Here is a 15,292-nt window from a genome sequence, read left to right as displayed (position 1 = left end):
CCTACCACTGGCGTTTGTCCGGGCGTGCCAGGCCGAGTTTTTCGATCCGGTAACGCAGCATGTCGCGGCTCAAGCCCAGCAGCCGAGCGGACTTGGTGACGTTCCAGTCGGTCTTGTCGAGCATCTTGCGCACCATGTCGCGCTCGACTTCCGGCAGGTTCATCGACTCGGTGCCGTTGTACAGCGGACGCGGCTCGTTGTGTTGGGGTTCCTGGTGAAACACCGGTGGCTCATCCACCAGGCTCAGGCACACGTTCAATTGATGCGCCGCAATGGAGTCGGTTTGCGCCAGCAATACCGTTTGTTCCAGCATGTTGCGCAATTCCCGCACGTTGCCCGGCCAGCTGTAACTGAGCATCAATTCTTCGGCATGGTCGCTGAAATGCAGGTTCGGTTTGCCATAGCGTTTGCCATGGATCGCCAAAAAGTGTCGGGCCAGCAGCAGGATGTCTTCGCCACGGGCATACAGGCGCGGCACTTTGATGGAGATGATGCGCAACCGGAAGAACAGGTCACGACGGAACTTGCCCTGCTGGACCATTTGTTCCAGGTTGCAGTTGGTGGCGCTGATCACCCGCAAATCGACTTTGCGCTCTTTCACCGAACCGACCCGGCGAATGGTCCGGTCTTCCAGCAGCTTCAGCAGCTTGGCTTGCAGCAACAGGTCCATCTCGCCCACTTCATCGAGAAACAGCGTGCCGCCATCGGCCGCTTCCACCAGCCCGACGCGGCGGTCCTTGGCGTCGGTGAAGGCACCCTTCTCGTGGCCGAACAGTTCCGACTCCACCAGATTGGAAGGAATCGACGCGCAGTTGAATTCAATGAACGGACCTTTGGCGCGCGGGCCGTCGAAGTGCAGCGCCCGGGCCACCAGTTCCTTGCCGGTGCCGGTCTCGCCTTCCACCAGCACCGGGGGCAGATCAGTGTTGGCCATCCGCCGCTCGGCGTCGAGCAACTGGCCGATGGTGCTTTTCAGATACTGCATGGGAGCCGATTCGCCGATCAATGCCTGCACCCCTGATTTCTGCGCTTCGCGTTCCTGATAGAACGACAGTGTGCGTTCCATCCGGTCGGTGGCCAGGGCCTTGTCCAGCAACAGCTTGAGTTCCGGCAAGGCCACCGGTTTGGTGACGTAGTGGAAGGCGCCTTCTTTCATCGCCACCACGGCGTCTTCGACGTTGCCGTAACCGGTCATCATGATCACTTTCAGGTCCGGCGCGCTGATGCGCAGCTTCTGGATCAGGTCGTGACCGCTCATCCCCGGCAGGGAGTTGTCCGTCAGCACCACGTCAGGCGCGAACGTTCTCAACTGCTCCAGCGCATCCTCGGCCGAGTGGCAGACTGTCACCTCGAAGTCTTTGCGCTCCAGGTAGGTCTGAATATTCTCGGCCAGGAGTTCATCATCCTCGACCAGCAGTATGCTGTGCTCCATATTCCCCTCCCGTTGCCACTTTGAAATTGAGACACACGCGGGTTCCTTCCTGCTCCTGGCTGGTCAGTTCGACCGAGCCCTGGAAGCGTTCCATTATTCTTTTGACCAGGGCCAGGCCCACGCCCAACCCTCCTTGTTTGGTGGTGAAAAACGGCTTGAAGACCATTTGCTGCTGCTGTTTGTTCATGCCCTTGCCGGTATCGGTCAGGATCATGGATAAATGGCCGGGCGCTGGCGATTCGATGTCGACACTCAACACGCCGCCCTTGGGCATGGCTTCCAGGGCGTTGGCAAACAGGCTATTGAGAATCTGCGTCAGCAGCACCTGTTGGCTGACGACCGGTGGAACACTGCGCGGTGTGAAGCGCACTTCAACGTTCGAGCGCTTGATCAATGGCTCGAAGGCGCTCAGGGTGTCGTCGATGGACAACACCAGGTCCACCGTTTCATGGTCGTCATTCATCGGTCGCAAGGACACCAGCAATTCACGGACCCAGCGCGACATGCGATCGACCTGGTTGATGATGTCGCCGATATTCTTCTGCGCGCCCTGGCTGGCAATTTCCTGGGCCAGCTCGGCACTGGAACGAATGTTCGCCAGCGGATTGCGCAGGCTGTGGGCCACGGCCGAGGACATTTCCCCGAGAGCGACGAAGGTCTCGTTGGTGACCAGTTGATGCTGCTGGCTCTGCAGCAACATCGAGGCGCGTCGCACAATCCAGAACAGTCCCAGGTAAATCGCGGCGCCGCCCATCAAGGTCGCCAGCCAGATCGACTTGAAGCCACGCTGGATGCGCTCCACCAGATCGATCGGCTCCTTGTAGATCTCGACCATGGCAATCACTTTGCTTTTGTCGGCATTGAACATCGGGATGTAGTTCTCGATGAACAGGTATTTGGGCTCACGCAGCAAACGTTGCTCGGGGCGCTCGTCATCGATCTTGTGATAACTGGTGGACACCGCTTCCTTCATTTCAAACGATTCGTCCAGCTCATCGTCGTCTTCAATGCGCATGCCGACCAGTTCCGGGTTGGTCGACCAGATCACGGTCCGGTCCAGGGCATACACGGTGGCGAGCAGAATGTCCGGGAGGTGTTCCACATGATCGAGAAATTCGGCCCGGGCAGCCGCCTGGGCAATGGGGTCAACGTCAGGCCAGACATTATTCTCGCGCGGATCGAGCAGCTCGCCCATGGTCCGGTTCGAGGTAATCCCCGCGTGGCGCAATTCGGCGGCGCCAATGGCCTGGACAAACTGCGCGGTCAGGATCGAGTCGCGCTCAATGCTCTCTTCCACCACGAAACGCGTAGAGATGTAACCCAGGCCCAGCGCGACAGCGGCAATGATCAAAAAGCTGCCCAGGGAAAACCAGCGCAGCAGATTAAACTGTTGATGCCAGTCCTTGCGGTCTGCTGTCGGCGTCTGCGGCGCAGGTATTTTTTGTTGTTCTAGTATCGGCATGGCATCTTCCTGAATGCTTGCAACTAGCCTTTTCAGCCGGGTTTCAGATCAGTGTAGGTGGCATTGATCGTGTCCGACTGCCCATTGATGGTATTTCGCCGCTATGGTGCCTGCGCCGCCAGCGTTTGCTGGCGATCCGTCTCTTCCTGCAAGAAACCGATGATCGCCTGCGCGGCGTTTTCATCCAGGCGCAGGTTGGGCATCGGGATTTTTTCGAAGCGTTCGTACAATTCCACGGCGACCGGGTCTTTTTCCGCGAGCATGCGGTCCGGCTCACGGATCCAGCGGCTGAGCCAGGCCGGATTACGCTGGCGGGTCACGCCGATCAGGTCCGGGCCGATACTGCGCATACCGATGCCCTGCCCATCCTGCGGACCGAGGCTGTGACACGACGCACAACGGGTGCGGAACAGTTCCTCGCCATTGCTGGGCGGCCGGATCTCGGGCGCATTGGCGTAGCTTTCTTCAACACTGGGCTGTTTCCAGTTCTGCAAGGTATTGGCCAACTGATCGGCCAGAATCCACGGGTTTTCGAACGGTGACGCTTTCATCCAGCGGCCGGTTTCCTGGTTGCCGACGATCAGGCTCAGGTTGTGGTCTTTGCTGCGCCCGTTGTCGACGCCTTCGATGAACAGCCCGAGTTTTTTTCGCAGGTCGGTGACGTCGGCAAATTCGCCCGTCAGAAACTTCCAGCCCGGCCCGACCTTGAAGCGTTGTGCGTAAGCCTTAAGCACTTCGGGTGTATCGCTCAGCGGATCGATGCTGATCGAGTAGAAAAAGATGTCCTTGCCGACCCGATCCCCCAACAACTTCTGCACCTGGCGCAAGCGCGCGGTTTCCAGCGGGCAGGAGTCACTGCACGAAGTAAATATGAAATTGATCACCACCACCTTGTTCTTGATCAAGTCATCGAAGAAATGCACCTGCTGCCCGTCCTGATCGGTCAGCAGGGTGTTGGGGAAATAGTCGCCGCCCCAGGGTGTCGCCGACTCCGTCGGCGCCAGTACACCTTCATGGGCCAGCAGCACCTGACTGGCCAGCAGACAGGTGAACAGGACCAGAATCAGGTGCATGCCCAGGGCGCGGGAGCGCGGCGTATGCGGTGTCATGTCGGCTCCCCTGCGGTTCATTTTTTCACCGTCACTTGTGGGCCCATGCCATCGCCAGTGCGGAAGGTTGGCAGCGCGGCGGAGTTGACGTAGCGCACGCCATCCCAGCTCGGCAACGGTGTCGGCATCAACTGGAATTGCCCGGGCTTCTCAATGTCCCAGCGCAGCAGCATCGAGTTGTCCTCATGCTGAGTGTTGTGACAGTGCTCCATGTACGTCCCGGCGAATTCGCGGAAGTTGATCGCCATCTCGACGCTGTCCAGGCCATCGTTTTCCGAACCGATGCGGTACACGTCCTTACGCGCCCATTTTTCCCATTCCGGTGGCGCCTTGCCGCCGCGACTGAGGATGATCCCCTCCTCAAAGTGCACATGCACCGGGTGGCTCCAGCCTTTGCCGCCGAGCTTGATGTTCCACACTTCCAGGGTACCGAAACCGGTGGTCCCGGCATCGGTTGGACCGTTGGCCAGATGGGTCGCGGTGTTCAAGCGACGCGGGTCCATGTGGAAGCCGAAGCCGCCATCGGTCTTGACTGTCCACGGTGCTTCATCCGTACCGTCGGAACGGCCGAAGGTGAAGGTGCGGTGACGTGCCTGAGACAGCAGCGCCTTGTCGGCGGCATTGTCGCGATGGATTTTCAGCGGGATCATCACCAGGCCTTCGGCCTTGCCAGGCTTGGCCGGTTCGTAGGCTGCCGGGTCCATGGCCAGGTCCTGGCCGGTGTAGGCCTTGACATTGAGCTGCAAGACTTTGCCCACCGCCGGGTCGCCCTTGTCCCACTGCGGCCCCTTGCTCGATTGCTTGATCACTGCCAGGTATTTCTCGGACAGCACGTCGGCCAGGGAGATGGGTTCTTTGGGGCCTTTGCCATCGTCGTGGGCCAGCAGGTTGACGAAGAAGACCTTGTCCCCCGGCTTGATCCCGTTTTTCGCGAAGTTGACGATGATGTCGAAGCGCTCGGCAATCCCCTGGGTCGGCAGGATTGCGTTGTGGTTCTGTTTGTCGCCGTCAGCGTCGAGGTCCATGGTGCCGTCGAAGGGCACGCTGTGTTCCATGATGTTGCCGTCGTTGGCAATCATGTGAAACGGCACGCGGGCATAGGACACACCGGAGTTTTTCGGCCCCTGGAACTCGCCACTGGTGCCTTTGATTTCACGCACGAGCGCCCACTTGTAGTAACGCGAGACCGAACCGTTGAGCATGCGGAACCGATAGCTGCGGGCACGCACGTCCAGGGTCGGCTTCCATTGCCAGTTAACCATTACCTGGTCACCGAGGAAGCCGTCGGTGTTGAACGGGTTGAACCACAGCTGACCGGCCTGATCCCAGGCCTTGTCGGCAAACACCAGGTTGACGTCGTAGTCGCGGTTACCCCACGGCAAGGCACTGCCGCTGGGGAAACGCAGGTTGACGCCGTCGTTCACCGACTCGTTGCCACGGTCGAGGGCGCTGTAGTAGTTCATCATCGCCGCGTTGCCCTTGTAGACGTTCTGCGCGGTGAAATCGAGCATGTGGTCGTGGAACCAGTGAGTGCTCATGGTTTCGCGCCAGTCGCCACGGATTTTGATCGTGCCGTTTTCGCAGGTTTTACGGCTCGGGCTGAGGTCGTTGGTCCACAGGGTTTCACCCGGCGAGCAGGGAAATGCAGCGCGCGGATCATGGGCGTCGGTATTGATGCTGTCGTAACCGGCCAACTGGATCGGCCAGCGATAGTCGTAATACTGCCCGGGGAAGAAAAACGCGTTGGCATAGCCGTCGCTTTCCGCCGGTGCGTGACCGTTGTGTTCGTGGGTACTGATGGTGTGCAGGCCAAAACCCATGTTGGCCGACGGGTCGATCGGCAGGCCGTTGTAATGACGCATCAACACCGGCTGGCCGTAACGCACCATCAGCAATTTAGGCGGCAAGGTACCGTCGAAGGTCCAGACCGAGTTGTGATTCTGCACTGGCATGTTCGGATGGAAGCGCGCATCGACGCCTTTGGAAGTGCCGTCCGTTGCTGGCACACCGGCGACGTTGTGATAGAGACCACCAGGGCCAAACTCACCCACGGCATAGCCGTGCATTTGGTGGCTGTCACGCCAACCGCTGTTGAGCCTCGCCCCGGTTTGCACGGTTTTGTAGGCCACTTGCGGGTAGAACTCGTTCCAGCGCTGATGCGACCAACCCTTTCCTGGCGGACGACCTTCCGCCGACGAACCAATATGCCGGTTGAGGAAGTACTCGATCTGCGATTGCCACGGGTTGCGGTCCACCACGTTGGAGAACTGGCTGGGGAACGGCGTCAGCCCCGGTTGGCGCATGAACGCATCAAGCGCCGCACTCGGTGGCGCACTGCGCGCCGCGCTGGTGGGGTCCTGTTGTGGCAACGGGCCAATGGCGGCCGGCGGAAAAGGCAAAAGCGCCGCCGGTGTGGTGGGGTCGAGTTTTTCCGGTCCGAACTCCTCGAACAGCACCAGCTGCTGGGTGAACGGCTGAGCGCCAAACAACGGGCTCGGCTTGCCATTGGTGGGGTAATTGAAACTGGTCTGCACCGTCGGTGGCAGCACGTTTTCTTTACGCGTGTCGTCGCGGCTGCCTTTGATGCCATCGGGCAAGTCGAAGGAATCTTCGTTAGCGTCAGGCATGGTCAAGATGGCATTCAACGCCCCCGCTTTGTCAGCCGGTTCGTCGTAATAAGCCGAAGGGTCGGACGGTTCGGGCTGTCGTTCGTCATCGATGGGGCTGGCACGCAGTGTTGCTGTGCCCAGCGTCATTGTCAGAAGGACGCTCAATGGCGTCATCAGGCCGAACCATTTGAAGGGGTACCGCGCTTTTCTGTCCATCACCAGCCGCCTCGAAATTTATGAAGGGGGTACTGGTGGTTTTGCAAGGACCTCGCCAAATTTGTAACTGATTTATACGAAAGTATTAATACCCAGCAAAACAATGGCTTATCAACATCAATGTGCCATAACCTGAAAAAACCACTGGGGAATGGCACCCGCTACCGGGGAAAGTTCACACCCATGTTCAGGGGATCAGCTTGAAACACAGACGGACCCACGTGCCCTCGCCTTCGCGGCTGCCCAGGCTCACTGAACCGCCAAAACGCTCCATGATTCGCTTCACCAGCACCAGCCCGACACCGAGCCCACCTTGCTTGGTGGTGTAGAACGGCCGAAAGGCCATGCTGCGTTGTTCTTCGGTCATGCCTTTGCCGGTATCTCTGAGCTCAACACAGATACCGTGCGAGTCGGTCAGTTCCAGCGTGATGTTCAGCGTGCCGCCGCTGTCCATGGCTTCCAAGGCATTGGCCAGCAGACTGTTGAGGATCTGCGTCAGTTGCACGTGCTGGCTCAGGACCATGGGTGTCTGCGTGGGATTGAACACCACCTGCACGCGGGCCTTGGTGATTTGCTGCTCGAAGGCCATCAGGCTGTCATGCAGCGCCGCCACCAGGTTCACCGGTTCAGCTTCGTCGTTGAGCGGGCGCAAGGATTGCAGCAGCTCGCGCACCCACTTCGACATGCGATCCACCTGGCCGATGATGTCCTTGATGTTCTTGTGCGCCGAGCCGCTGTCGAACTCCAGGGCCAGCTCGGCGCTGGAACGGATCGTCGCCAGAGGATTACGCAAACTGTGGGCCACCGCCGAGGACATCTCACCCAGGGCGACAAAGGTTTCGTTGGTGATCAGTTGCTTTTGTTGCTCCGCCAGCAAAATCGCCGCCCGGCGCACGATCCAGTAAAGCCCCAGGTAAATCAGCCCGCCACCCAGGGCCGTGGCCAGCCAGATCAGCACCAGGCCGCGCTCCATGCGGTCGATCAGGTCCGCGGGTTCCTTGTAGATCTCGACCATCGCCGCCACGGTATCGCCGTCGGCATCGAACAGCGGAATGTAGTTTTCGATGAAGATGTATTGCGGGGGAACAATGAACTTCTGCTCCATGCGCGCCGTGTCCACATCGTGATAACTGGCCGACACCGGGATCTTGAAATTGAAGGCATTGTCCAGGTCTTCGTCAGCGTGAATCGTGGTGCCCATCAACGCCGGGTTGGTCGACCAGATGACCATGCGATCGGGGGCATAGATGTTGGCCAGGATCACGTCCGGCAAGTGGGCGATATGGTCGAGGAATTCGCCTCGGGCGGCGGCCCGGGCCATCGGATCGACGTCGGGGAAGTCCTTGTCTTTGCGCGGGTCGAGCAATTCGCCCATGGTCCGCACGTTAGGAATCGACACATGGCGAACCTCGGCCGAGGCAATCGCCTGAATGAACTGCGACGTCAACAACGCATCGCGCTGCACGCTTTCAGTAATCACAAACCGCGTGGACACCGCCCCCAACGCCACCGCCACCGTGCCGATCACCGCCATGCTGATGAGCGAGAACCAGCGCAGCAGATTGAACGGCTGTTTGCGCGAGCTCAGGCGGATATCGCCCTGCTCGGAGCGGAATGATTGGATAGGCATGTCCATCGGCGTTGTTCCCGAGTTTTCCCTATAGGGTTATAGCCCACTAATGGCCGTTTGCCCGCACTTGGGTCTCGTCCCCCCCACCTCCCCCGGTCCCCCCATCCACCCCCAATGATGGGGACTGGTGCCCGCTCCCTGGATCGACGGTAGGCCCGCGATTGCGCGTCACACGCCGTCGTTCCGGGCCTCTCCCGGCAGTTTTCGGCGGTTGGTATGGAAGTTGCCAAATCCCTCTCAACTGACCCATCCCCACGGGACAGGTTCTCTGATAGAGGGATTAACTCATGCACCCTTTACTGTCCAAAACCGCGACCGTGCTGGTCGTGACCGCTCTGGCCCAAAGCGTTGCACAGGCAGCGCTGTTTGCTGTCGACCCCGGCCCCTACCTGCCGGCCAATGGTTCATTCGCTGCCTGGTATCAGGACACCCATGGTCGAACCCTCGACCTGTGCATGTCCAAGGCCGTCAGCTCGCGAGTCCCTAGCGCCCCTGGCGCACCGACCTACATGTGTAACTTGTTGCCGGCTCCCGGAATTTTCGACGATACACAACCCGTCGTCTTCCCGACCAACTTCCCCGATGAGGCATTCTGGTTCACTGGGGACGGCACCATCGTCGACGCGGCGCGGGGCGTCGACCTGACCTATGTCAGCGCCATTGAGGCCGCCTTCAGTGGTGGCGACCCAGTCGAAGGCGACCAGATCAGCTTCGCCCGTATCCGTATTCGTGTCGATGTTCCCACCGCCGGTACCTACGTCATTACCCACCCCTACGGCGTCGATGTCTTCAACGTCGACACCCCCGGGCGTCGGGCGATCAACATGACCCGGGATATCGGTATCGGCGTGTCGAAAACCTACGACGGCGCGCTCAAAGGCGACATTGGCCCGTTCCTGCGCAGCGTCAATGGTCCCTACACCGAGACCAATCCGGTCACGGGCTCAGCCGACCAGTTCGTCGGCGACCCGAACCTGTCGGAAGCCTTCACCGGCAGCCCTTTCAATACCAACTACATCCGCATTGAAGGACCCAACGGGCTCGATTTGCGCACGACGGTGATGGCCATCTCCGGCAAGTTGTCGACGGTGGTCCGGCCGACACCGATGATCGCCCAGCGCAGCACCTATTCGCGTAAAGCCGGTGCAAGCGCACCGGTGGCCCAGCAAGACGTATTCGTCCTCGCCCCGCCGCCACCGGCCAAGGTGACCCTGGACAGCAACAACCCGGTGTTGAACCTGTCCGAGGCCGATACCACCGGCAACTGGTACGCACAGTCCTCGACCAACCCGAGCTTGCCGAGCACGTTGCAAGTGACCGCCGACAACCACCTGGCCATTGCCGGCAGCACGCCGACGACGTTGCCCTTGTCGCTGACCGACCTGGTGGTGATTTCTCGCGCCGAGTACAGCCTCAGCACCGGTCAAATAACGGTCGTGGCCTCGACCAGTGACGAAACGTCGCCACCGGTGCTCACCGCCACCTCTGGCACCGGTGTCGCCATCGGCGCCCTCAGTGGCGATGGCGCAGTGAAATCCCTGGCCACCGGCATCTCGCCGATTCCACCGGCCAAGGTTCGGGTGACGTCATCCAATGGCGGCAGCGACACCGAAGAAGTGGTCATCGTGCAATGAACGCTCACATGCCCAGATCCTCATCAGGAGGCATCATGAACAATTGGCCACGCCTGGCGCTCAACGCCCTGGGACTGACTCTATCGCTGTCCGGCAGCGCGTTCGCGCAACTCGCCGCCGTCGACCCCGGCCCTTATACCTTTGCCTCGGGGAAATTCCCGATCTGGTATCAGGACAACAATCTGCTGTCGATGGAACTGTGCCAGTCACGCGCCGCCAGTTCGCGGGTGCCGGCGGCTACGCCACCGGCCTACATGTGTACCCTGCTGCCGGCGCCGGGCATTTTCGACGACACCTTGCCGATGGTGTTCCCGGATAACTGGCCAGACGAATCCTTCTGGTTCCTCGCCGAGACCACCATTCCCAACAACGCCGCCGGCTATGGAATGGACGCCTACGTGGCCGGGATAGAAGCAGCCTTTGCCGGCGGGAATCCGCTCGATGGCGATCAAATCAGCTTCGCGCGGATTCGGATGCGGATAAACGTGCCCGTCGCCGGGACCTACACCATCACGCACCCGTATGGCGTGGAAACGGTGAATGTCACCACCCCAGGTCGTCGCGCCATCAACATCACCCGAGACATCGGAGTCGGTACGCCAGGAGTCTTTAGCGGGGCATTGAACGGGGCTATCGGGCCATTCCTGCGCAGCATCAACGGCCCCTACACCGAAGTGAACCCGGACACCGGCGCGATCGAAACCTTCGTCGGCGACCCGAACCTCACCGAACAAGTCCTCGGCAGCCCGAACAACACCAACTTCGTGCGTATCCAGGGACCGGCCGGAACGATCGAGACCAGCCTGTTCACAGTCGCCGGCAAAGTCCTCGACAATCGCGCGCAAACCCATGTCGACCTCAGCCGTGCAACCTACCGCCGCACCACCTCTGGCACCGGTACCAGCACCCGGGTCGAAGTCTTCGGCAAAGCGGACAGCGGCTCTACGTTGTGCTTTCGCGAGACCGTCGCCCTTGTACCAGGCCCACCGCCTACGCCATGTCTGACCAACCTGGTCGGCGACGGCACCGGATTGTACTTCGGCCAGCGTCTGTTCAACGGCCCCGTGCCTGCGGTCGTGGTGCTCACCGCCACCAACCCGGCCGGCACCACCCGCCCTACGGCGGTGTCGAGCAAACTCACCGACGTGGTGAAAATCCAGACGGCTCGCTACAACTGGAGCAATCACAGCCTGCTGATCGAGGCTACTTCCTCTGACGAAGTAGCGTTGCCGGACATGGTCGCGCAGAGTTACGGGCGTCTGTCAAAATCCGGAACCCTGCAAAAAATCACCGTTGCCGATCTGCATCAGCCACCGGCAACCGTCACGGTCAAATCTGCTGCAGGTGGCAGTGATACCGAGCCCGTCGTGATTGTGGGTACTGCACCGGATAGCGGTGAGAATCAGGCGCCAATCTCGGTTGCCGACACCGGCAGCACCAGCTTCGGCGTGCCGATCACTCTCAATCTGCTGGCCAACGATAGCGACCCCGACGGCAACATTCCGCTGAGCATCAGCGCACTGACCCAACCGGCCGCAGGCCAGGGCACCGTGGCATTGAGCGGCACCACAGCGGTGGTCTACACCCCGCCAGCCGTGGTCAATGCGCCGCTGACCACGACCTTCACCTACAAGGCTCAAGACGTAAAAGGCCTGGCCTCGACTGCTCCGGCAACCGTGACCATTACCGTTGCGCCTAACCAGCCTCCGGTGGCCGTCGCTGACGCCGCCACGACCCTGGGTGTGGCGATTCCTATCAGCGTGCTGGCCAACGACACCGATCCGGAAGGCAACGTGCCGCTGGCAGTCAACAGTTTCACCCAACCACCGGCAGGTCGCGGCACCGTCAGCAGCAACGGCACAGTGCTCACCTACACCCCACCGGCCACGGTCACGACGGCGTTCACCACGACCTTCACCTACATCGCCCGGGACAGCTTCGGCGCCCTGTCGACGTCACCGGCCACGGTCACGGTGCAAGTCTCGCCACGGCCTGCTGCGGAAACCTTCACGGTGACCACGGCAACGGTGTCGGCCCGTTCCAACAACCGCTTCACCTGGGACTTTGCAGGCACCTCTTCGGTGATCACCGGCAACACCATCACCGTACAGGTCAGCACCCCGACCGGGCTGCAAACCCTGGGCACCACCACGGTGCCGGTGACCGGTCGCTGGCGGTTGACGGTGAACAACATCACCACGGTGATCCCGTCGGCGAACCCGACCGCCACCATCACCTCGTCCCAAGGCACCGTGCGCACGGTGTCGGTGATCTCGAACTGAGCCCTCGCCCCATCAGCCACCGGGTTGATGGGGCCGGTCTCCTGGCATAGGACAACGCCATGAAAACGTCGACCGCCACCCTGCTCTGCCTGCTTCTGCTTTGCAGCAGTGCAGGCGTGCGCGCCGACGATTTGATGGAGAACGACGACCTGGGCCCCGGCACCGACCTCGGTGAGTTGCCGCCACCGGTGGGTCAGCACGCGCTGATCGACCAGAACGGCCAGGCCAACGTGGCGCTGCTGCAACAGAACGGGCAGTCGCTGCTTGGCACCATCGTCCAGTCGGGGAGCAATCAGGAAGCCTACATCCTGCAACAAGGCAGCGACCTGATGGCAATGATCAACCAGCAAGGTTCGGGCAACGAGGCGTCGATCACCCAGACCGGCAGCCACAACCGCGCGCAGATTTCCCAGAACGGCAATAACAACGACGCCAGCATCGACCAGGCCGGCTCGGGGCTTTCAAGCGCCGTGACCCAGTCCGGAAACGGCATGAGCGTTTCGGTCAAACAATATCGCTAAAGCACTGCACCACTTGGAGGTTTCATCATGTTCAAACTGACGCCCCTTACCGCCGCCATCCTGGTCATTGTCAGTGCCCAGGCCTTGGCCGACGACAGCGTTTCCACCCAGAACCAGCTCGGTACGTCCAACATCGCCAATGTGAAACAGACGGCGGCCCCGTTCAGTGCCGCCACCCAACAGCAAATTGGCCAGGGCAATGACGCGGCCGCCGTGCAAGACACGGCCACCAGCACCATTACCCAGACCCAGATCGGTGACTACAACGCCGGCTACGCCGAGCAACTGTTCGAGGACGGCAGCACCATCACCCAGCAACAGGTCGGTAGCCTGAACGTCAGCCATGCCAGCCAGTCGATCGGCAGCGGCGGCAACGCCGCGCTGCAACAACAGGAAGGCAGCGGCAACTTCTCGCTGATCTACCAGGACTCACAGGCAGGCACCACCGGCCAGACCTTCCAGTTCGGTGACGCCAACGAAGCCAACATCGAACAGATCCAGCCAGGCGTCGGCAACAACGCGACCATCATCCAGTACGGCACCGCCAACTATGGCACCGCCGAACAGGTCAACCACATGGGCGGCCAGATCAACATCAACCAGGCGGGCGCCACCAACTATGCCTATGGCGATCAGCGCGACGGCATTGGCGGCAACCTGACCATCAACCAGTTCGGCGACGCCAACGCCACCGAAGTCTGGCAAGACTCCCAGGTCGCCAGCCTGGCGACCGTCAACCAATACGGGCAAACCAACGAAACCGTTGTCGACCAGAGCTTCGGCGACCACAACGTCGCCCAAGTGCTGCAAGTCGGCGACCTAAACGCGATTTACGCCGACCAGTACCAGTCCTTTGGCTCGACGGTTGCGCTGTACCAGCAAGGCACGAACAACGTGCACTTCACCTATCAGAGCGGCGACAACCAGGTGCTCAATGCGACCTCGGTGGGTACCGGTAACAAGGTCTATGCCAGTAACTGGAAAGGTCCGCAAAAAGGTGGCCAGTTCGGCAGCAACCAACGCGCGACGGTCAACCAGAATGGCAGCGACAACATCGCCAACTTCACCCAGAACGGCGTCGGCCACATCATGACCACCAACCAGACCGGCACGGGCAACAAGACCACAGTCACCCAGGCCGATTCCTACAACGAGCTGTACTTCGACCAGAACGGCAGCGACAACATCCTCATCGCCGACCAGCGCGGCACCACCAACCTGGCCCAAGGCTCCTCCACCGGTTCGGGCAACAGCACCGAATACACCCAGTCCGGTACTGGTAACGAGGCGTACACCAACCAGTTGTATGGCAGCGACAACATGATCACCGTCAAACAGGCTGACACCATGAACGTGGCGTATGTGACCCAGGGCGGCACCGGCAACATTGCCAGTGTCGATCAGAGTGGCGTGACGCAAACGGCGAATGTGCAGCAGTTTGGTACGGCGAACAGTGCGACGGTGTTGCAGCAGTAGTTGCGTGATGTAAAAAACCGCGACCTTTGAGGGAGGGTCGCGGTTTTTTTTTGCCTTTGTAGGAGCTGCCGCAGGCTGCGATCTTTTGATCTTTCTGTAGGACGCCTTCTCTCTGAAGATCAAAAGATCGCAGCCTGCGGCAGCTCCTACAGGGGGTGGTGGTTAGCCTTGCGGATCGAGGTTATCCAGCGCTCGGTTTACGGACAGGTCGGCCAGCATGACGATCTGCTGGATACCCAAGAGCATGCTGCGCTGGGGTCCGTCGAGAAACACTGCGAAATCACTGGCCATGACACTTGCCGACGCCAGGGATTCGCAGGCCTGGGCCAAGAGGCTTTCGGTGTCGATGTCTGGGGTGATGAAGAACATTGTGCTGGGGTTGTGGGGGCACGAGCTTCTGAGAATGGCGGGTTTTAGGTGGAGGTTGGAAGCGCGGTTGGTGGTGTTGCTTTCGGTTTCTGATTCGGGGGGATTGGGGGTGGGTTTGGCCATGGTGAAACTCCGTCTATAGGATTGAAGCCGCAGCATTCGATTCCAGCCGAATGGGTGGCAGCTGTACGCAGGCTGGAATTCCCGGGATAAACGAGCCCGGTAGACCCGAAGGTCTCCCGCGCACAGCCGCCATAACGGAGTGCACGCAAAAAACGAGCGCAGCCTACGTTATGAGGTGCGCTTTTGCGCCGTTTATCCATCGGGATTCCAGCCCTGGTCGCTGAATTGGCAGCGACGTCCGGAGGCTAGACTTTGACTTCCGACGGACAACCTTAAAAACCTGTAGGAAAATCCACCATAAATTTAACGGTTGTAAGTCCTTTGTGTAGGAGCTGCCGAAGGCTGCGATCTTTTGATCTTTCTTTGGCGCGACATCTGAAGATCAAAAGATCGCAGCCTGCGGCAGCTCCTACAGTGGGATCAAGTACA

At 60.3% G+C, this 15,292-nt stretch carries 10 protein-coding genes; 4 read left to right on the top strand and 6 right to left on the bottom strand.

Translation table 11 applies throughout. From position 1 onward, the window contains the following. Position 1: 1 nt before the first annotated feature. From ACA052_RS10055 to ACA052_RS10035, 5 genes are all read right to left on the bottom strand, one after another. Positions 2-1,432, bottom strand: a complete 1,431-nt coding sequence (locus ACA052_RS10055) for a sigma-54-dependent transcriptional regulator (RefSeq protein ID WP_497649518.1) — start codon at positions 1,430-1,432, stop codon at positions 2-4. Next, positions 1,401-2,894, bottom strand: a complete 1,494-nt coding sequence (locus ACA052_RS10050; protein WP_497649517.1) for a sensor histidine kinase — start codon at positions 2,892-2,894, stop codon at positions 1,401-1,403. The genes ACA052_RS10055 and ACA052_RS10050 overlap by 32 nt, the downstream gene beginning before the upstream one ends. Positions 2,895-2,995: 101 nt before the next feature. Next, positions 2,996-4,024, bottom strand: coding sequence for an SCO family protein (locus ACA052_RS10045; protein WP_497649516.1), 1,029 nt, complete (start codon positions 4,022-4,024; stop codon positions 2,996-2,998). Beyond that, a complete protein-coding gene (locus ACA052_RS10040) occupies positions 4,021-6,828 on the bottom strand; it encodes a multicopper oxidase domain-containing protein (RefSeq protein ID WP_497649515.1) in 2,808 nt (935 codons plus the stop codon). Before ACA052_RS10040 ends, ACA052_RS10045 begins: the two co-directional genes overlap by 4 nt. 187 nt (positions 6,829-7,015) lie before the next feature. Beyond that, positions 7,016-8,464: a sensor histidine kinase gene (locus tag ACA052_RS10035; RefSeq protein ID WP_497649514.1), complete on the bottom strand. Its 1,449-nt coding sequence runs from the start codon at positions 8,462-8,464 to the stop codon at positions 7,016-7,018. A gap of 281 nt (positions 8,465-8,745) precedes the next feature. Between ACA052_RS10035 and ACA052_RS10030 the strand changes: the two genes are divergently transcribed. Genes ACA052_RS10030 through ACA052_RS10015 form a run of 4 tightly spaced genes read left to right on the top strand, consistent with a single transcriptional unit; the run spans position 8,746 to position 14,371 of the window. After that, on the top strand, positions 8,746-10,092 hold the full coding sequence (locus tag ACA052_RS10030) for a hypothetical protein (RefSeq protein WP_497649513.1): 1,347 nt from the start codon (positions 8,746-8,748) through the stop codon (positions 10,090-10,092). Positions 10,093-10,127: 35 nt separating this feature from the next. Beyond that, positions 10,128-12,374, top strand: coding sequence for an Ig-like domain-containing protein (locus tag ACA052_RS10025; RefSeq protein ID WP_497649512.1), 2,247 nt, complete (start codon positions 10,128-10,130; stop codon positions 12,372-12,374). A 59-nt stretch (positions 12,375-12,433) separates the two neighbouring features. Beyond that, on the top strand, positions 12,434-12,895 hold the full coding sequence (locus tag ACA052_RS10020; RefSeq protein WP_497649511.1) for a curlin: 462 nt from the start codon (positions 12,434-12,436) through the stop codon (positions 12,893-12,895). A 27-nt stretch (positions 12,896-12,922) separates the two neighbouring features. Then, positions 12,923-14,371, top strand: coding sequence for a curlin (locus tag ACA052_RS10015; RefSeq protein ID WP_497649510.1), 1,449 nt, complete (start codon positions 12,923-12,925; stop codon positions 14,369-14,371). 162 nt (positions 14,372-14,533) lie between these two features. On the opposite strand, the gene ACA052_RS10010 is transcribed toward ACA052_RS10015, so the two are convergent. Continuing rightward, positions 14,534-14,863 (bottom strand): DUF6124 family protein, encoded by a 330-nt coding sequence (locus ACA052_RS10010; RefSeq protein WP_497649509.1) that lies wholly within the window; start codon positions 14,861-14,863, stop codon positions 14,534-14,536. Positions 14,864-15,292: the final 429 nt, after the last annotated feature.

It is taken from the genome of Pseudomonas sp. LBUM1644 (assembly GCF_059716195.1).
Note: the sequence above shows the minus strand (reverse complement) of the source record. Positions and strands in the feature narration are given on the sequence as shown.

What these genes read in the sequence shown, in the direction of transcription:
- ACA052_RS10055 (WP_497649518.1), bottom strand. Translation starts at nt 1,432, where the DNA reads ATGGAGCACAGCATACTGCTGGTCGAGGATGATGAACTCCTGGCCGAG.
- ACA052_RS10050 (WP_497649517.1), bottom strand. Translation starts at nt 2,894, where the DNA reads ATGCCGATACTAGAACAACAAAAAATACCTGCGCCGCAGACGCCGACA.
- ACA052_RS10045 (WP_497649516.1), bottom strand. Translation starts at nt 4,024, where the DNA reads ATGAACCGCAGGGGAGCCGACATGACACCGCATACGCCGCGCTCCCGC.
- ACA052_RS10040 (WP_497649515.1), bottom strand. Translation starts at nt 6,828, where the DNA reads ATGGACAGAAAAGCGCGGTACCCCTTCAAATGGTTCGGCCTGATGACG.
- ACA052_RS10035 (WP_497649514.1), bottom strand. Translation starts at nt 8,464, where the DNA reads ATGGACATGCCTATCCAATCATTCCGCTCCGAGCAGGGCGATATCCGC.
- ACA052_RS10030 (WP_497649513.1), top strand. Translation starts at nt 8,746, where the DNA reads ATGCACCCTTTACTGTCCAAAACCGCGACCGTGCTGGTCGTGACCGCT.
- ACA052_RS10025 (WP_497649512.1), top strand. Translation starts at nt 10,128, where the DNA reads ATGAACAATTGGCCACGCCTGGCGCTCAACGCCCTGGGACTGACTCTA.
- ACA052_RS10020 (WP_497649511.1), top strand. Translation starts at nt 12,434, where the DNA reads ATGAAAACGTCGACCGCCACCCTGCTCTGCCTGCTTCTGCTTTGCAGC.
- ACA052_RS10015 (WP_497649510.1), top strand. Translation starts at nt 12,923, where the DNA reads ATGTTCAAACTGACGCCCCTTACCGCCGCCATCCTGGTCATTGTCAGT.
- ACA052_RS10010 (WP_497649509.1), bottom strand. Translation starts at nt 14,863, where the DNA reads ATGGCCAAACCCACCCCCAATCCCCCCGAATCAGAAACCGAAAGCAAC.